15 protein-coding genes and 1 pseudogene are annotated in these 16,838 nt (G+C 62.6%); 3 read left to right on the top strand and 13 right to left on the bottom strand.

What is annotated here, in order from left to right:
• The first annotated feature begins 156 nt into the window (after positions 1-156).
• Positions 157-606 carry a flagellar hook-basal body complex protein FliE gene (locus tag CEQ44_RS06425; RefSeq protein ID WP_235209629.1) on the top strand — a complete coding sequence of 150 codons (450 nt, stop codon included), beginning with the start codon at positions 157-159 and terminating at the stop codon, positions 604-606.
• A gap of 356 nt (positions 607-962) precedes the next feature.
• Here the strand turns inward: CEQ44_RS06425 and CEQ44_RS06420 are convergent, their stop codons facing one another.
• The 8 genes and pseudogenes from CEQ44_RS06420 to copC form a co-directional block, all read right to left on the bottom strand.
• Positions 963-1,598 (bottom strand): nuclear transport factor 2 family protein, encoded by a 636-nt coding sequence (locus CEQ44_RS06420; protein ID WP_239556198.1) that lies wholly within the window; start codon positions 1,596-1,598, stop codon positions 963-965.
• A 73-nt stretch (positions 1,599-1,671) separates the two neighbouring features.
• Positions 1,672-2,469 (bottom strand): (S)-acetoin forming diacetyl reductase, encoded by a 798-nt coding sequence (locus CEQ44_RS06415; protein ID WP_088184705.1) that lies wholly within the window; start codon positions 2,467-2,469, stop codon positions 1,672-1,674.
• A 160-nt stretch (positions 2,470-2,629) separates the two neighbouring features.
• Positions 2,630-3,658 (bottom strand): alcohol dehydrogenase AdhP, encoded by a 1,029-nt coding sequence (adhP, locus tag CEQ44_RS06410; RefSeq protein WP_037475973.1) that lies wholly within the window; start codon positions 3,656-3,658, stop codon positions 2,630-2,632.
• Positions 3,659-3,673: 15 nt separating this feature from the next.
• Positions 3,674-5,065, bottom strand: a complete 1,392-nt coding sequence (locus CEQ44_RS06405) for an NAD-dependent succinate-semialdehyde dehydrogenase (RefSeq protein ID WP_088184706.1) — start codon at positions 5,063-5,065, stop codon at positions 3,674-3,676.
• 47 nt (positions 5,066-5,112) lie between these two features.
• Positions 5,113-5,597: pseudogene (locus CEQ44_RS06400) on the bottom strand (NAD(P)(+) transhydrogenase (Re/Si-specific) subunit beta); the annotation flags it as partial.
• A 97-nt stretch (positions 5,598-5,694) separates the two neighbouring features.
• Entirely contained in the window at positions 5,695-8,382 is a 2,688-nt protein-coding gene (locus CEQ44_RS06395; RefSeq protein ID WP_037475977.1) for a vitamin K epoxide reductase family protein, read from the bottom strand.
• A gap of 64 nt (positions 8,383-8,446) precedes the next feature.
• Positions 8,447-9,373 (bottom strand): copper homeostasis membrane protein CopD, encoded by a 927-nt coding sequence (copD, locus tag CEQ44_RS06390; RefSeq protein ID WP_037475979.1) that lies wholly within the window; start codon positions 9,371-9,373, stop codon positions 8,447-8,449.
• A 4-nt stretch (positions 9,374-9,377) separates the two neighbouring features.
• The gene (copC, locus tag CEQ44_RS06385; protein WP_037475981.1) at positions 9,378-9,746 is read right to left on the bottom strand and encodes a copper homeostasis periplasmic binding protein CopC; all 369 of its coding nucleotides are present in this window, start codon (positions 9,744-9,746) and stop codon (positions 9,378-9,380) included.
• Between the two features lie 207 nt (positions 9,747-9,953).
• Between copC and CEQ44_RS06380 the strand changes: the two genes are divergently transcribed.
• Both CEQ44_RS06380 and CEQ44_RS06375 read left to right on the top strand, forming a co-directional pair.
• Complete coding sequence (locus tag CEQ44_RS06380; protein ID WP_088181951.1) at positions 9,954-10,952, top strand: NAD(P)/FAD-dependent oxidoreductase; 999 nt, start codon at positions 9,954-9,956, stop codon at positions 10,950-10,952.
• A gap of 283 nt (positions 10,953-11,235) precedes the next feature.
• Positions 11,236-11,640 (top strand): four-helix bundle copper-binding protein, encoded by a 405-nt coding sequence (locus CEQ44_RS06375; protein WP_088181954.1) that lies wholly within the window; start codon positions 11,236-11,238, stop codon positions 11,638-11,640.
• Positions 11,641-11,711: 71 nt separating this feature from the next.
• Here CEQ44_RS06375 and CEQ44_RS06370 read toward each other — a convergent pair whose 3' ends face one another.
• The 5 genes from CEQ44_RS06370 to CEQ44_RS06350 form a co-directional block, all read right to left on the bottom strand.
• A complete protein-coding gene (locus CEQ44_RS06370; protein ID WP_088181950.1) occupies positions 11,712-12,248 on the bottom strand; it encodes a DUF2231 domain-containing protein in 537 nt (178 codons plus the stop codon).
• 362 nt (positions 12,249-12,610) lie between these two features.
• Positions 12,611-13,060 carry a DUF411 domain-containing protein gene (locus CEQ44_RS06365; protein ID WP_088181949.1) on the bottom strand — a complete coding sequence of 150 codons (450 nt, stop codon included), beginning with the start codon at positions 13,058-13,060 and terminating at the stop codon, positions 12,611-12,613.
• 62 nt (positions 13,061-13,122) lie between these two features.
• Positions 13,123-13,482: a DUF305 domain-containing protein gene (locus tag CEQ44_RS06360; protein WP_088181953.1), complete on the bottom strand. Its 360-nt coding sequence runs from the start codon at positions 13,480-13,482 to the stop codon at positions 13,123-13,125.
• A gap of 48 nt (positions 13,483-13,530) precedes the next feature.
• On the bottom strand, positions 13,531-14,520 hold the full coding sequence (locus CEQ44_RS06355; RefSeq protein WP_373441121.1) for a copper resistance protein B: 990 nt from the start codon (positions 14,518-14,520) through the stop codon (positions 13,531-13,533).
• A gap of 298 nt (positions 14,521-14,818) precedes the next feature.
• On the bottom strand, positions 14,819-16,837 hold the full coding sequence (locus CEQ44_RS06350; RefSeq protein WP_066766200.1) for a copper resistance system multicopper oxidase: 2,019 nt from the start codon (positions 16,835-16,837) through the stop codon (positions 14,819-14,821).
• Position 16,838: the final 1 nt, after the last annotated feature.

Genomic DNA, 16,838 nt, shown 5'->3' with positions numbered 1-16,838 from the left:
CGTCCATCAACCTTGAAAAGCCAATTGATCCTGACTCGGTGAAAATGCCGACGATGGCGCTCGCCCTGATTACACGATCACCGAAAAATCCGGCCGGATACGTTCAGTCATGCGGGCTCATGAATAGTGCGGGCTAGATGACGCACCGGGGTGAACATGAGCAGCATCTTCATCAACGACGTCATGGCCGTGCGAAGCGCCATTCTCGACAGGAATGCGGCGCTTCGGAATGTAGCAAGCAGCGCGGTTTCTGTTGGTAGCCCCGAGGGTGCGGGAGCAAAATTCGAAGCAGCGATGAATACCGTGCTTGGAAAGGCGGACGGTGCAGACTCGGTCGTAGGTCCAGGTTCGACCCAAGGGATCTCGGCTGCCGGGCGCGCGGAACCAGGTGGCTTTACCTCTACACTGCAAACACAGCTTCAAAAGATCAATGAAATCAACGCTCGCGCCGGAAAGTTGACGGTTGCCTATGAACGCGGCGAAGAGGTCGATATTGCAAAGGTAATGCTCGCGCGGCAGGAGTCGTCGATCGCGTTCGAGGCGACGTTGCAAGTTCGCAATAAGTTGCTTTCCGCGTATAAGGACATCATGAGCATGCCAGTCTAGCGAAAACCTTGTCGATCATATCATTGTAAGGAAGTCAGATACGAGCATCCCACCGTATCAGCTATGATGGGTTCAGATCGGCATCGAAGGGTATTCTGTTATGAGAAGATCGAGGGCGATTATCACAGCCATGTTTCTGTTACCTCTGGCCGTAACGGCTTGTGGCAGCAGCGAGGAAACGTCGGACATCTCCGAGGATCAGATGAACCATTATGCTGGCATACCGGAGCACGATCACCCGACGAATTCTACAAATGCGACACCGCAGTCGGCTACGCCGAATCCAGCGAAGAAGCAGTAGCGGCCATATTGCCGACCCCTGAAGCTGGGTCCGGGCGCAATGTGATCTTGACCGATCAGGAGCCTTTCGGCTTGCGAGCGCTACTGTGCATGCTGATGATCTTCCAGCTGCTCCCCGAGCGCGTTAAGACGCTGGTTGCGACGCCAATACGTTCGGCAACAGCCCCGTTCTTCGGCTCGATCCGATAGCGGTAGGTCTCGGTGGCAAGTGCGACCGGACCCTCAAAGCGAACCTTCACCTTGTAGTCGGAAAATGTAAACGACTTGAAGGCTGCCAGCTCTGGCCCAAGATGATGGGCGAGGTATGTCGCGTAGGTTCCCTCCGAGCCACCCGTTTCGAATATCTGGGAGTCGGCCGCGAAGAGTCGCTCTGTTCCTTTCGCATCGAGCTTTTCAATCGCCGCCTTGTACTGCGACAGTACTGCCTCCACGGCCTTCGTATCCGCGAAGCGCGATGCAGGCTGGGCGGCGACCGCGATCGGCATCGCCAGTGCTGTGGCCATTGCCACCCTAAACGCCAAAATCATGTTTCCCCCTTCAAAATGCCAGATGGTTGAGGCCGCCATGCATGAAGGCGCGCCCCAGGAACCCTTGTAGTTGTCTGGCGCACAAACCTTGAGGTGACGCCTTCTATCCGGAAGTTCGGTCCACACGAGCGGCTGACCGACCGCATTCAGGACCATTGCATGCATCGCATGCCTCCCAGCATCTGACAGCTGCACCAAGACGAGCCTGCCGAAACAGGATCGTCTTCGAACCTCTGCCTCAGTTAAAGACCATGCCGCCGTCGATAATCAGGGCTTGCCCTGTCATGTAATCCGAGTCCGGGCCAGCAAGGAAGGATACGCAGGCTGCCACGTCTTCCGGCTCAGAGATGCGCCCGAGCGTTACGTTCTTCGCCCATTGCTGCAGGCCCCATTCAAGGGTCTGGCCATTTTCATCAGCGACCTTCTGAGCAATGCCCTCCATCATGGGCGTGCGCACGATACCGGGACAATAGGCATTGCTGGTGATGCCAAGGGGTGCGAGATCCTTGGCTGCTGTCTGGGTGATGCCGCGGATCGCGAACTTGGTCGCGCCGTAAACCGCCAGATCGGGATTGCCAACCTGTCCCGCCTGTGACGAAGCATTGATGATCTTGCCGACGATATCGCCGGCCTTCTCGGGCTTACGTGCCTTGAAATGCTTGAGCGCCGCCTGGATGCCCCAATAGGTGCCGCCGACATTGACGTCGAACACCTTGTGGTAGATTTCGGGCGTGATCTCCTCGATCGGTGTGGTCGGTCCGAGGCCTGCGTTGTTCACGATGACATCGAGCCGGCCAAACCGCTGAACGACCGCATCCACCGCCTTGAAGACGTCATCGCGCTGAGCGACATCGACCTTGACCGCGAGTGCTTCACCGCCTGTAGCGATGATTGCATCGGCTGCCGCCTCTGCCGTTTCCGCATTATAATCGAGACAGCCGATGGCGAAGCCTTCCCGGGAGAGACGCACCGCGATGGCCAAGCCTATGCCCTGGCCGGCACCTGTGACGATTGCGACCTTCTTGCCAGTAGTCATGATAATCTTCCTTCGTCTGTTCAGGATGGCGCCTCTCCTCCACCGGCGCGTCTCCTCCCTCCTAAGGGTGAGAGGAGACGCGTTCAGAAAGGCAATTGACCTCCGGCCCCGGCGGTGACCGGCTGATCGACGAAGACACGCCCGATCGAAAAGCGGCTCGTTATTGCTCGAAATCGATGACGACGCGGCCCTGGATGTCGCCCTTGTGCATCCGGGAGAAGATGTCGTTGATGTTCTCGAGTTTGTCGGTTGAGATCGTGGCCTTCACCTTGCCGTCACCGGCGAAGTCCAAGGCTTCCTGTAAATCGAGCCGCGTCCCCACGATCGATCCCCGCACGGTCACGCCGTTCAGCACCGTGTCGAAGATCGGCAGCGGGAAGTCACCGGGCGGCAGGCCGTTGAGCGCGACCGTGCCGCCGCGTCCCACCATACCCATCGCCTGTTCGAAGGCCTTGGGCGACACGGCGGTGACCAACACCCCATTCGCGCCTCCGATCTGCTTCTTCACGAAAGCGATCGGGTCTTCCGAACGGGCGTTGACTGCCAACGTGGCCCCCAGCGACCGGGCGAGGTCGAGCTTCCTGTCATCGACATCGACGGCGACGACGTTGAGGCCCATCGCCTTGGCATATTGCACGGCGAGATGGCCGAGACCTCCGATGCCGGAGATCACCACCCAGTCGCCCGGTTTGGTGTCGGTTACCTTGAGGCCCTTGTAGACGGTGACGCCGGCGCACAGGATCGGCGCAATATCGACGAACGAAACGTTGCCGGGCAGATGCCCCACATAATTGGGATCGGCGAGAACATATTCGGCAAAGCTGCCGTTCACCGAATACCCGGTATTGTGCTGCTCCTCGCACAGCGTTTCCCAGCCGCCCAGGCAGTGCGTGCAATGGCCGCAGGCATCATATAGCCATGGCACGCCCACCCGGTCGCCCTCCTTGACATGCTTCACACCTGCGCCAACCGCGACCACATGTCCGACGCCCTCGTGACCAGGAATGAAGGGTGGATTGGGCTTGACCGGCCAATCGCCCTCAGCGGCATGCAGGTCGGTGTGGCACACACCGGTGGCTGCGATCTTGACGAGGATCTGGCCGGCGCCAGGTCGGGGCACCGCGACTTCCTCCATGACCAATGGCTTTCCGAATTCACGGACGACCGCGGCTTTCATCGTGCTTTCCATGGCGATGTTCCTCTCTCAGAAATGCGCGTCGATATCGACGACATCGATCAGCTTGTGATTGACGAACTCCTTGAGGCCGAGGCCCAGCAGTTCGCGGCCATAGCCCGAGCGACGGATGCCGCCGAACGGCAGGTCGGCCTCCACCTTAGTCGGGTGATTGACGAAGACCATGCCGGTGGAAATCCGCTTCGCCACTTCGGCGCCGTGGACAGGATCGGAGGTGAAGACGGAGCCGCCCAGGCCAAAGGGCGAGTCGTTGGCGATGCGCACGGCATCGTCCTCATCCTTCGCACGGAACAGCATCGATACCGGACCGAAGAATTCCCAATAACGGGCCGGATTGCCCTCATCGAGGTCGGTCAGAAAAGTTGGCTGCACGAAAGCCCCCTTGTTCGGCACTGTAGGACCGACTTCCTCAGCCTTGGCGCCCAGTTCGACGGCCTTGCGGATCTGTTCCTTGATGTCGTCGGCCGCCTTTTGCGAGGAGAGCGGCGCGAGAGTGGTGCCGGGGTCGGAGGGGTCGCCCATGACGAGCTTGGCTACGCCCTTGCGATAACCGTCGAGGAAGGTGTCGTAGACTTCATCGACGACGATCATGCGCTTGGACGAAACACAGACCTGGCCACCGTTCCAGTGCCGGCCGAAGACGGCCCAGTCGATCGTCTTGTCCATGTCGGCATCGGCGAGCACGACAAAGGCGTCGGCGCCGCCCAGTTCCATGGTCGACTTCTTGAGCGCCTTGCCGGCCTCGGATGCAACCACCGCGCCGGCAGCTTCCGAGCCAGTCAACGCCACGCCATGAACGCGCGGATCGTTGATGATGAAGTTGATCTGATCGCGCGTTGCATAGAGATTCTGGAACGCGCCTTCCGGCAGACCCGCTTCGTTCATCAGTCTCTCGAACGCCGCGGCGCTCTGCGGAACGTTCGAGGCGTGCTTGAGGATCAGCGTGTTGCCGGCCGAGAGTTGCGGCGCGAGAATGCGGGCAATCTGATAATAAGGGAAATTCCATGGCTCGATCGCCAGGAGGACGCCGAGCGGCTCGTGCACCAGCATCGCCTCGCCTTCGGCGGGATCGAGCACCGGCAGCTTCTCCGGCTTCAGCAGGTCTTCCGCATGCCGAACATAATATTCGAAGATCTTGGCGGAGAGTTCCACCTCGGCCTTCGCTTCGGCGACCAGCTTACCCATTTCCAGCGTCAGCAGGCGGGCAAAAGCATCGCTGTCCCGGCGCAGGATGTCTGCGGCATTCTGCAGGATACGGCCGCGCTCGGCGAAGGAGGTTTCGCGCCAACTGAGGAAAGCCGCGTCTGCTTTGTCCAGCGCGGTCTTCACCTCCTCGTCCGTTGCGTCGGGAAAGGTCGCAACAGTGTCTCCGGTATAGGGATTGATGGTCGCGTAGGTCATTGTCCATTCTCCTGTGGTGAATCAGATTTCGGGGGTAAGGGGTACGGTCACGCGCCGAGATCCTTCACGGCCTGCACCATCTGCGTCAGCACCGCCTGGGCATCCCCATAGACCATGCTGCAATTCTCGTTGAAGAAGAGCAGGTTCTCGACGCCGGAATAACCTTTGCCCTGACCGCGCTTGACGACATAGACCCCTGGTGGGCCTGGTCGGCATCGAGGATGGGCATGCCGTAGATCGGCGAGGATTTGTCGGTGCGTGCCGCCGGGTTGACGACATCGTTGGCCCCGATGACCAGCGCGACATCGGTGTTGGCAAACTCGGCGTTGATATCTTCCATATCGAAGATGATGTCATAGGGCACGCCGGCTTCGGCGAGCAGCACGTTCATGTGACCGGGCATGCGCCCCGCAACCGGATGGATCGCGAACTTCACGCCGACGCCTGCGGCCTGGAGCAGCTTCACGCGAACTCGTTCATCTCGGCATACTCGGCCGCTCTTGACCCGGCCATCGGCAACCGCACCGCCATAATCGACGGCCATATAACCGCCTGAATGACCCCCGGATAGAACTCGGTACCTGGACTGCGCCATGCTGTGCCCCTCCTCTCTGGAGGCGAGTAAGGCCTCAAATTACGTATTTGTCCCAGCTCGCATAATGTTCGGGGCTGCGCTTGCCGCGCGGCAGGCTGAGCCCGATGAGCGCGATTCCCACGACCACCGACACGATCGCCCCAAGGGGGCCGGCCCCTGTCAGCAGGAACGGGGCAGCGACGAGCCATGCCCCGAACGCGACATTGATGAAGCGGAGAGCGCGGGCCACCTCTGCGGTGGCAATGATCGCGACTGTGATCACGAGGGCGCCGACGACATGGTCGCTGTTCGCCATCTCGCCTTCGTTCCCCAGGATCACCCGCGTCAGCATCAGGAAGGCGCCGAGCACGATACTGGCCGCCAGCGTCCACGGCAGCGTCAGCCCGCGCTTCGCATCCGCCCAGAAGGTAGAAGGCGAGGCCATCACGTCGGATGCGTCCTCGGCCCCCGCCTCGACCGCGTCGCCCTGGAAGAAGGTGCGGATCAGCGGCTTGCCGCGGCGCTTCGCCCAGGCGAGGAACTGGCCCATGGCAATGACCTCGTCCAATGCGAACGGGATCATGATCAGCATGGCGAGCGCGGCGATCAGCGCCAGCGTGCTCCACGTGCCGATGACGATCGGCTGGCTGATGATGAAATAGATGCTGACGACGCCGAGCGGAATGACGAGAATGCCGAAGAAGGTCACCATCCACGGCATGGTCCGCCAGCGGTCGCGGGTGCCCATCACCGCCATAAGAATTTCGAGCACGTAGCTGACTGTACCAAGACCGCCGTCGGGGATCGGCCAAGCCTTCGACATGTCGGATGTAATGATCTCCTCGGTCCCATTACGCGGGTCGGCCAGCGATCCAGCAAAGAACGGCTCCCACACAGTATCGATGTGGCCTAACTGGTAGGCCGTCAGGATACGCGAGGTCAGAAGCCCAATCAGCGCCATGGCGACGATCGGCAGCCGCTGCGCGTCCGTCGATGGCGAATAGGTCCAGCCAGGCGGGATGTTCTTGGGGTCCATCATGCCCGCCATGCTCATGCCCGGCATCATTGGCACGAGCACCGACAGGGCGATCACGGCCGAGCCGATGAGCAGGTTGTTGTTGTACTGCGCGGCGCTCGGGCTCCAGAAGATCAGCGGCGCGAAGAACAGCCAGATGCCGATGAACGCGACAGCCCACTGCGCCCATGTCTTGGTGCGCGGGGCGAGCGACAGCGCGCCGAACAGCGCGATGGCGAGCCCGCTGACGACATCGCTGATAGCCAGTGCGCTGGCCCGCCATTCGATCGAAGGCAGCCCGCGATCGACGGTTACGAAACGCGCGGCTTCGCCGACGCTCTGCGTGGTCATGGAATCATAGATGAGCGGGCTGGAGGCGAGCCACAGACCGAGACCGATGTTGGCGTAAAGCGCCCAGCGTGCGCGGCGCTCATCGCGGTCCATCAAGGCCATGTGATCGCCGTGCCCGCCGTGGTCCGACATGGCCGCGACCGCGGCGCCGGACCCGTGCCCCATCGCCGCGTGGTCCATTTTGCTGTGATCCATCCCGCCGTGATCTATGCCGCCCGTTCCGGCGGCCGCTGCGGGCTGGTGGTGGCCAGACCCCGCAAGCTCGGCCTCTGGCTCTTCATCCCACGCGACCAGGTTCTCGTTGAGCTTGTTGTTCCGGTACCAGGCCCGCGGATGCCGCTTGAGCGCAGCGACGATCGCCGGGAGCGTGTCGCGAAGGCTGTGCTTCGGTTCCCACCCGAGCAGCGACCGTGCGCGCGAGATGTCGAGGATATAGTGGTCGTTGCTGCTGTCGATCATCCAGGGCTGGATAAAGTCGTCGCTGCCGAGCGCTTCGTTCTGCAGGATGATCCCGGCCTTCGCGAGCGGCTGCGGGATGCGGATCGTCTTCCAGCCCTCGCCGTGGAGCGCCTCCCCGACGATGTCCTGGATCTCGGCATAGCCGGGCGGGTCGGGTTCGCCGACGAGCAGCGGCAGTTCTGACGGCAAGTCGTGCCGCCGATCGACGAGGCGCACCACGGCGTCGGCCAAGTCCTCGCGGTGCACCGATGACTGTGCCGCGCACAGCATGCCGGGATAGAAATGCGAGATCAGGCGGTGCTCGTAGATCTGCGATATCTGCTGCGCGAGAAACGCCGAGCGCCCGTCGTCGTCGTAAACTCCTGCGGCGCGGAGGAAGACGACGGGGATGTTCCCGTGGCGCTCATGCAGCAATGCCTCGGTGTCGACCTTGGACTGCGGATACGCCCAGGACGCACCGATTGGCGACTCCTCGCTGATGCGCTCCTCCGGAGTGGCGGTCGGCTTATGGACCAGCATCGTGCTGGCGAAGACGAATTGCTCGACCTCGAACGATTGCAGCCCGTCAATCAGCCGGCGGGTGCCCTGGACTGTCACCTTGTCATAGAGCGGGTTAGGCTTGCCGGTTATGTCGTAATAAGCGGCTAGGTGGATAACCGACGCGATGCGGGCGCCGTATCGTGCGCGCACCTCCTCGAGCGCGGCGCGGACCGCCTCGTCGGACCCGAGATCGATGGCGACCGCGGCCGCAGGAGGCGGCGGGTCCGGAGGACCGGCACGATCGAGTCCGACGACCGTGTACCGTTCGCCGAGCCGGGCAATGAGCGCGGCGGCTATGAAACCGCTCGCACCCGTGATGAGGACGATCTCAGGAGCACCCTTGCCGCTCCCGGGCTCGCTGCGTTCGACGTCGGTCATGACTCTGCCACCCTCGTTCGTTCACCTTTGAATACATCAACAGACCCAGCAGAGCTAACCTCACCTACATGCCCGATGCGGGCGGTGCGAGGGTGCCGAGCCATGCTACGAGCGCCAAGATACCAATCACGCAGGTTGTCTCGACCGCCAGGCTGACCCGCAGCGTCATAAGCGCTCCGTCATGATCGTTCATGGCAATCGAGCGTTCGAAGGCCGGCGTGAGGCGGAACCGATTAAGCGACGCGAGTCCCAGCATCGCTGCGAACAAGACCAGCTTGGCGAGCAGCAGCAAGCCGTAGAGCGTCGTGCCCAAGGCCGTGAAATTGGCTGGGCCCACGAGCAGCCAGCTGTTGATCAAGCCGGTGATCACTAAAATGGCAACCACGAGCGTGCCCACCGCCCCGAAGCCGTGCAGCGCCCGATGGGTAAGCTGAAGGTGCGCGGCATCGATCGCCTCGGCGCGGCGCATCATCAGGAGAAGCAATCCGAACAGTGCGCCAACCCATATACCGCCTGCGAGGAGATGGAGAATGTCCGCGCCCAGGTGAAGCCATCCGGTGCTTCCCTCGTCCATGGCACCGTGCCCGTTCCACGCGAGTGTCGCCAACGCCGTAGCGGCGGCAATCATGGCCATCGCCAGCCATGATGCTCTGCCTCGCGCCAGTAGGACCGCGCCCCCGGCAATGACCAGCGCTACCATGCGCACCTTCCAGGCGGAGCCAACCGGTGGCCCTCCGAGCAAGGCAGCCACCGCGGCCTCGTCGACCGGCCAGAATGGAGATCCGGCCATCGACGAGGCCATGAGGATCAGGCCAGCGGCTGAGAGCAGCAACCCGAGCACAGCACTTCCCGAAAGCCAAGGCCGCAGAGCGATTGCATCCTCGCGCTCGCCGAGCCGAAGGCCATAGAGGCTGAACGCCGACAGGCCGAACAGCACCGCCAGGACGAGGTATAACGCCAAGCGGATGGCGACGGTCGGCCAGTCAATCATCCGCTCACTTCACCGTGAAGGTGTAGCTGCCAGTGATTTTGTGCGTGTCGCCGGAAACGACCTGCCAGTCGACGTTGTAACGCCCACGCGGGAGACGCTGCTTCGGGATGATCGTGAGCGTACGCCCGTCGGAGCCGACCGCGGCGCTGCTCGGCATCTTCATGGCCGCCATGCCAGGCATCGCGGCCATGATCAGTTCGGCCTTGGAGAAAGCAGGCACGAGTTTCTCGCTGAACTGGAGGCTGATCTTCTCCGGGGTCGCGACCGCCGCGTTGGCGGCGGGGCTGGCGGACACCAGCTTCGGGTGCGCGTTTGCCACGCCGCCTGCGAAGAACAAGGCGGCGGCAGCAGTCGTGATGAACAAGCGACGCATGCGGGTAATCTCCATTTCCGTTGAGTTCACCTGTATTACGCAGCAGGACGGGTCACCCCTCACGATCTTTTTTCGTGCCGCCGCACCCTCTTGATGAGGGGGAAGCGGCATCGGCACGTATTCACAAGGGAGTACAAAGCGCTTTCTACCTGCGCCTACCGTCCGAATGAGTAGGGCCGCGGGCCCGCCGGGCGCATGCGCGGGGTAATGATGAGGTTGCGGTTGACCAATCAAGGCTGGACTGGCGATCCCGAGGAGGTCATCGACTGTCTGATTGTGGGCGGCGGTCCCGCTGGCCTCACGACCGCGATCTATCTTTCCCGCTTTCTCAGGAGCTGCGTCGTTTACGACGCGGCGGCGGGGCGCGCCGCCTCCATCCCGCGCTCGCACAACCTCCCAGGATTTCCCGGCGGCATTTCCGGCGTCACGTTTCTTGCGCGCCTGCAGGCTCAGCTGCATGAATATGGCGGTACGGTCCAGAGCGGTGAGATCGACGCGATCGTCGCATCAGGCGATCACTTCTCGGCAAGTTGCGGACCGAACGTCCTGTACGCGCGGACCGTCGTGCTCGCGACGGGTGTCGTCAATCGACGTCCCGAGATGCCCGATGCGATGCATGACATCGGCGTCGCGCGTGGCCTTCTCCGCTACTGCCCGATTTGCGATGGTTATGAGGCTCGGCGGATGAGCGTGGCGGTGCTCGGCTGCGACCGCCATGGCGCTGAAGAAGCCGAATTCCTGCGCGCTTATGGTGCCAAGGTCACGCTTCTCGCCGAACGGTCGCTCGACCTCGCACCGACCGAATTTGCCAGGCTGACCCAGCAGGGCGTCGATGTCGCGCCCTCGCCTGTCGAGCAGCTGCGTCTTGGCGATTGTGTCGAGGTTCGATTGGCCAATGGCCTGGAGCTACAATTCGACACGCTTTACCCTGCGCTCGGCTCATCGCCTCGAACAGGGCTTGCCACTTCGCTGGGCGCGAAGCTCGCGGCAACGGGATGCGTGCTGACCGACGCCCACCAACAAACCTCGGTTGCCGGCCTCTACGCGGTTGGTGACGTTGTGGAAGGGCTCGATCAGATCAGCGTCGCGACCGGACAAGCAGCGGTCGCTGCGACCGCAATCCATAACCTGTTGCGCGACCGCGACAGCGGATTGGCATCCGCCATGGCCGGGCTGTGTCCCGCTCGGGGCGTACTGCCGACCTAGCGCGAGCTATTGGCAGTGCAACGAGTAAAGCCGCCACCCAGCGCTGATTCGTACCCACACGACGATCGGCGACACGGCCCTTCTCCGTTCAAATTCCCGCACTACGATCCCGGGCTCGCTCACGCAGGCGGCATGGGCGTCGAGACGGTGCGCTACCACCAGCGCCAGAGGTTACTCGACACGCCAAAGCGGCCGCACGGTCCAACGCAAAGGCCGGAACATTCAGGTTTGTAACCTCTTGCTTCGACAGGTGGTGAGACCACTGCCTGAACAGGAGAGAACGATGCACCACATGAAAGAGATGATCGCCACGCATCCGGACGTGAAGGGAAGCACGAACGACGCACTGATCCGCTGTATCGAGGAGTGCTACTCATGTGCTCAGACCTGCACGTCGTGCGCTGATGCCTGTCTGGCGGAAGAGATGGTCGCACAGCTTCGCCAGTGCATTCGTCTGAACCTCGACTGCGCCGACATCTGCTTGGCGGCAGGTTCGCTCGGCACCCGCCGCACCGGCAGCAATGAGCAAGCGCTGGTCGCGGCTCTTCAAGCCTGCGCCATCGCCTGCGGGCTGTGCGCGGAGGAATGCGAGAAGCATGCGAGCACGCACGAGCATTGCCGCATCTGCGCTGAACACTGCCGTCGCTGCGAGCAGGCTTGCAGCGACGCGGTTCAGTCGATCCGCTGATCAGCCAAGGGCGCGTCCTCGGTGAAGACGCGCCCTCGGCCGTCCCTGTTCAGGAAAACGACCGGACCGGTTCAGAACGCCAAGTGGTTTATTCCGCCATGCATGAAGGTTCCGCCAAGGAACCCTTGGATAGAGATCGCCAGCGTCATCAGGCCAAGCACCACCCAGTACAACGTCCGCGAGCGCTCGGGACCCTTACGGTGGCGCGCTGCCATCCAAGCCAGCGCAACGCCGAAGACCGCGATCAACGTCCCGAGCCAGCGATGCGTCATCAGGATCGGGTTGCGGTCGGTCAGGTAAAACCCGCCTGCGAACCAGCCCAGGAACGCCGCCGCGATCGCTCCGAGCGCGCCGACGACCAGCATCATGTGTGCGACATGCTGATAGTCTCGGTTGCGGCGCCACAACCCGAACAACTCCACCCCGAACGCACCGATGAACAGTGCGATGGGAAAATGAATGACCATGGTGTGCAGCCGGCCCAGCCAGCTCACAAGCCGTTCGCCGAAACTCTTGTTCTTGTTGGCGGTCTCCTCGTGCATGCCGCCCATGTCCATGTCGTCGCCGGCGATGTCGCGGCCGCCCATGTTCATGTCCACGGTCGACATAGAGCCCATACCCATGTGGCCGGCGCCAGCGTCTGCTCCATCCTTGTTCTGAGTCTCGACTGCGCTGTTAGCGGCTGGCCCGGGACCAGCCCCAAGCGCATCATGATCTTCATGCGCGGATGCCGACGTGCTTACTGACATTGCAACCGCAAGGAGCAGAGCGAAGGCCCCGGCTCGTTTACCGCCCATCACCCAACTCCTTGATTCGTGGTCATCGATTCCCGGGTGCGCATGCCGCCTTCTCTCCTCACCGACCCGAATCCTTTTGTGAACTCTTCGCCTGCTCTTCCAGACGAACTGGACCGTGGAGCTACACCAGCTGCGGCGGCCGCGTCTTGCCGCCCCCAGCCTGAAAACCGCCATCAGCTGCCGTGGCGGGCGAACAGGCGGCGCCCGCCGGGACCGAAGGCGACCACGTCATAGGCCTGCGCCTTGACGCCCGGCACTTCCATTCCCGGCGAGCCGAGCGGCATACCGCCGACCGCGAGGCCCCGCACGCCCTTGGGCCGGGTCGCGAGAGCCCGCTTCATGTCGGCAATCGGCACGTGGCCCTCGAAAGCCATGCCATCGGCGATTGCGGTGTGGCAGGACGAGACGTCCGCAGGGACCCCCGCGCGCTTCTGCAGCGCGGGGCGATTGGAATCATCGACGACGCGCACCTGGCGCCCGAGCTGCTGCTGCACCTGTGCCGCCCACTTGGCGCAACAGCCGCAGCCGGGGTCGCGGTGCATAACGATCGGGGTGGCCGCGCTGACGGCAACCGGAACCAACAAGGCTGCGGCAGTAAGCGCGGATCGCAAAGCTGTCTTCATGCAAAAAACTCCTTGGTCGTTCCTCCCGCCCCCTCGTTGAGGGCTAAAGGAACGAGGTTTAATTACTGCGGAGGCTTGCCCATCGCCCGGAGCATCGCCTGAAGCTCACCGATGCTCTTGTTTTGCTCGGCAATAGACTTCTGAGCCATTTGCCGGGTCTTCGCATCGGGCCCCTGGCGGAGAACGATCTGCGACATGGCAATCGCACCGCGGTGATGCTCAATCATCTTGCGGGCCCACGTCTCACTTGCGTTGGCGCCTTTGGCCCTCATCATTTTCTCGTGCATCGCCATCTCGGCGGGCATGAAGGGCGTGTTCATGCCCTGCATTTTCGAGTGGTCCATGCCTTGCATCTGCTGCTGAGCCAAAGCTGGGCTCGCTGCCATCGCCGCCAGAGCCAGAACTGTAATCGTCTTAAACATTGACTTCTCCTTCTTGGACTTAGTCAACGCAACAAAGCCTAATCGGCCTCAAAACCATGTGCGAATGCCCAGAACGAAGCTGGTCGACGCCGGGCCCTCGCCCTGGGCGCGCGCGAACCGAGCGGTGTCCCCGAACCTGCGGTCGTACGATATACCCACATAGGGCGCGAACTCCCGCCTGATCTCGTAGCGGAGCCGCAGACCGAGTTCGGCCGTGGACAGGCCGGAGCCGACGCCGATTTCCGGCACGTCCTGCGCGGCGAAGTTGAACTCGGCGCGTGGCTGAAGGATCAGCTGCTGTGTGATCCGCTGATCATAATAGCCTTCCAGACGCCCGAGCAGGTCGCCCTTATTGGACAGGAACAGCGCGCCCTCGACATCGAAGAAGCCGGGTGCAAGGCTTTCAAAGCCGACCGTCGCATAGACACGCGAGGGATTGGGCTTGAAGTCGTAGCGGACGCCAAGCTGTATGTCGGTATATGGGCCTACGGCGCGCGAATAAAGCGCCTGCACCTCCGCTGCTTCCAGGCTGCGCCCGATATTCCCTTCGCCCTCGGTCTTGAGCACCAGCCGGTTGATATCGCCCCCATACCAGGCACTACCGTCCCACCGATAACTATCGCGTCCATCCCGGATCTGGACTTCAGCCAGGTTGAATATGATCTGCGAGAAATTCTGTCCCCCGTGCATCTGCAGATGCTGCTGCGAATGCGCCATAGCGGCGGCAGAGTAGACTTGGTCCGCGGCCCGATCCGTCGGGATCGGCGGCGGCGGAGCGTTGCCGGCCGGCAGGTTGGTCCCGACCATCGTCGTCCCCGTGGTCGGAGGAGACATGCTTCCCATATCGTGACCTGCCATGCCTTGCATAGCGCCCGAACCCTGATCCATTCCCTGCATCGAACCATGGTCCATGCCCTGCATGGCACTTGGCTGGCCGGGGGCGGCACCGCCGGAGGTATCTGGCATCGCCGACATGTCGTGCCCGGCGTCAGGATTTGGGTTGGCTTCAGGCGTACTCATGCCCGGCATCGCCGTCATGTCATGACCGGCGTGAGGATCTACCACGACCGTTCCCGGTGCCGGAGGCCTGGCGGACCGATCTGCGGCGGACCTGGCCCCCGATCCCGCCTTCGCGCGCGGTATCGACCTGGCAGCGGGCTTCACGGACTTCTTGCGCGCGGCGGGCTTGGCCGCTGCTGGCTTCTTAGTGGCAGGCTTTTTCACCGTTGTCGTCTTTGGCGGTGGCATCTTCATGCCCGGCATATTGGAATGGTCCATCTGCGCGGCCGCAGATGTTGCCAAGCCAAGCGCCGCGCCGCCCGCGATCAGGAGGAGCTTAAACTGCATCGCGGTTCTCCTCGCCCATCGGGCGAACGGTCACGACACGCATCATCCCTGCGGTCATGTGATAAAGATTGTGGCAATGGAACGCCCAGTCGCCCACCGCATCGGTCGTCACGTCGAACGTCATTTTGCCGCCAGGCGCTACATTCACCGTGTGCTTACGTGGCGCGAAGTCGCCATGCCCGGTCACCAGTTCGAAGAAGTGCCCGTGCAAGTGGATTGGATGCGGCATCATGGTGTCATTGATCAGGGTGACGCGCGCCCGCTCGTCCTTACGGAACGGGATTGGGTCAGCGGGATCGCTGAGCTTCTGGCCGTCAAAGCCCCACATATAGCGCTCCATATTGCCGGTCAGATGGAGTTCGAACTGGCGCGCCGGGGCACGAACGTCCGGGTTGCGATCCAGCGCGACAAGGTCGCGATAAGTGAGCACGCGATGATCGACGCCTTCCAGCCCCTGCGGCGGCTCGCCCGTGCGGTCCTTCGGCATCGGCGAGATGGTCTGCACCCCAGGCCCCATCTTGACGCCGGGCGCGTTCTTGGGGTTGCGCATGTTCATGTCCATGCTCATGCCGCCGGAGCCGTGATCCATTCCAGCCATGCCGCCGCTGCTCATCTGACCATGGTCCATGCCCGCCATCCCGGCAGCGCCCGCCGCCATTTGGCTATGGTCCATCCCTGGCATAGCGCCGCTCATCTGGTCGCCCCCCATCCCAGCCATGCCGGCCATCGCAGCGCCTACCGCCTTCGTTCCGTGATCGGTGGGCTCTTTCCACCCGGTGAGCTTCCACAGGTTGCGCGAGGCATTCTGCATCAACGTGGGATCCGGCCCGCGCTTTGCGACCGGGTTCTCGTCCGCCATACCGGACATCCCCTCCATCCCGCTCATGCCGCTCATGTCCATGCCCATGTCGGTCATGGTCAGCAACGTGCGCGGGCGGAGCGGCGGGACCGGGGCGATCATGCCCTCGCGCGGGGCCAGTGTCGCGCGCCCCATGCCGGATCGGTCGATCGCCTCGGAAACGAAGCTGTAGGCGCGGTCCTCGGGCGTCACGATCACGTCGAAGGTTTCCGCGACGCCGATCTGGAATTCGTCCACGGTTACCGGCCGGACGTTCTGGCCGTCGGCCTGCACCACCGTCATCGGCAAGTCAGGGATGCGCACGTTGAAGTTGGTTTGCGCCGCAGCATTGACGATGCGCAGCCGAACCCGCTCGCCCGGTCGGAAGAGGCCCGTCCAGTTGTCGTAAGGGCCAAAGCCATTGACGAGGAAGGTGTAGGTCGACCCCGTAACATCCGCAATATCGGCCGGGTCCATGCGCATCTTGCCCCATTCCATCCGATCCTTGAGGCGCATCTCGCGGCCGGCGAGCAGCCCGCTCAGCGTCGGGCGCTGATAGTTGAAATAGGCGCCGCCCATCTGCTTGAGCTTGCGGAAAATTTCCTCGCCCGTCATTTCGCTATGGTCGGAGAGGACGATCACATGCTCGCGGTCGAATGCGATCGGGTCGGGTCCCGCGGGATCGATGACGATGGGGCCGTAGAGCCCGCCCTGCTCCTGCTCGCCCGAGTGGCTGTGGTACCAGTAGGTGCCTGACTGCACGACTGGAAATTCGTACACGAAAGTCGAACGTGCCTTGATGCCGGGGAAACTGATGCCCGGCACGCCGTCCATTTGGAACGGCAGAATGAGGCCGTGCCAGTGGATCGAGCTATCCTCGTCAAGATTGTTGGTCACCGCGAGCCGGACCTTCTGGCCCTCCTTGAGGCGGACGAGTGGCGCCGGGACCGTGCCGTTCACCCCGATCGCGGGCGTTGTAATTCCGTCCATGACCAGCTTCATCCGGTCGATCGTCAGGGCGATTTCCGTGCCCGATACGATCGGCAGCGGCTTGGCGATGCCGCGCGACACGGGTTGCGCCCAAGCTGGCAGGTAGGCCGACATGGCCAGCGTGCCGCCGAGCATGGCGGTTCCGCGCATCACGTCGCGCCGGTTCAGATTGCGGCTCATG

Origin of the sequence: Sphingobium sp. Z007, assembly GCF_900013425.1 — a bacterium.
Classification (GTDB): domain Bacteria; phylum Pseudomonadota; class Alphaproteobacteria; order Sphingomonadales; family Sphingomonadaceae; genus Sphingobium.
Note: the sequence above shows the minus strand (reverse complement) of the source record. Positions and strands in the feature narration are given on the sequence as shown.

Bases quoted from the DNA above. Each gene is read 5' to 3' on its own strand.
- CEQ44_RS06395 (WP_037475977.1), bottom strand. From the start codon at position 8,382: ATGACCGACGTCGAACGCAGCGAGCCCGGGAGCGGCAAGGGTGCTCCT.
- CEQ44_RS06405 (WP_088184706.1), bottom strand. From the start codon at position 5,065: ATGACCTACGCGACCATCAATCCCTATACCGGAGACACTGTTGCGACC.
- CEQ44_RS06415 (WP_088184705.1), bottom strand. From the start codon at position 2,469: ATGACTACTGGCAAGAAGGTCGCAATCGTCACAGGTGCCGGCCAGGGC.
- CEQ44_RS06425 (WP_235209629.1), top strand. From the start codon at position 157: ATGAGCAGCATCTTCATCAACGACGTCATGGCCGTGCGAAGCGCCATT.
- copC (WP_037475981.1), bottom strand. From the start codon at position 9,746: ATGCGTCGCTTGTTCATCACGACTGCTGCCGCCGCCTTGTTCTTCGCA.
- CEQ44_RS06360 (WP_088181953.1), bottom strand. From the start codon at position 13,482: ATGTTTAAGACGATTACAGTTCTGGCTCTGGCGGCGATGGCAGCGAGC.
- copD (WP_037475979.1), bottom strand. From the start codon at position 9,373: ATGATTGACTGGCCGACCGTCGCCATCCGCTTGGCGTTATACCTCGTC.
- CEQ44_RS06355 (WP_373441121.1), bottom strand. From the start codon at position 14,520: ATGACGGCGATGCCGGGCATGAGTACGCCTGAAGCCAACCCAAATCCT.
- CEQ44_RS06420 (WP_239556198.1), bottom strand. From the start codon at position 1,598: ATGCATGCAATGGTCCTGAATGCGGTCGGTCAGCCGCTCGTGTGGACC.
- CEQ44_RS06350 (WP_066766200.1), bottom strand. From the start codon at position 16,837: ATGAGCCGCAATCTGAACCGGCGCGACGTGATGCGCGGAACCGCCATG.
- CEQ44_RS06375 (WP_088181954.1), top strand. From the start codon at position 11,236: ATGCACCACATGAAAGAGATGATCGCCACGCATCCGGACGTGAAGGGA.
- CEQ44_RS06370 (WP_088181950.1), bottom strand. From the start codon at position 12,248: ATGTCGACCGTGGACATGAACATGGGCGGCCGCGACATCGCCGGCGAC.
- CEQ44_RS06365 (WP_088181949.1), bottom strand. From the start codon at position 13,060: ATGAAGACAGCTTTGCGATCCGCGCTTACTGCCGCAGCCTTGTTGGTT.
- CEQ44_RS06380 (WP_088181951.1), top strand. From the start codon at position 9,954: ATGATGAGGTTGCGGTTGACCAATCAAGGCTGGACTGGCGATCCCGAG.
- adhP (WP_037475973.1), bottom strand. From the start codon at position 3,658: ATGGAAAGCACGATGAAAGCCGCGGTCGTCCGTGAATTCGGAAAGCCA.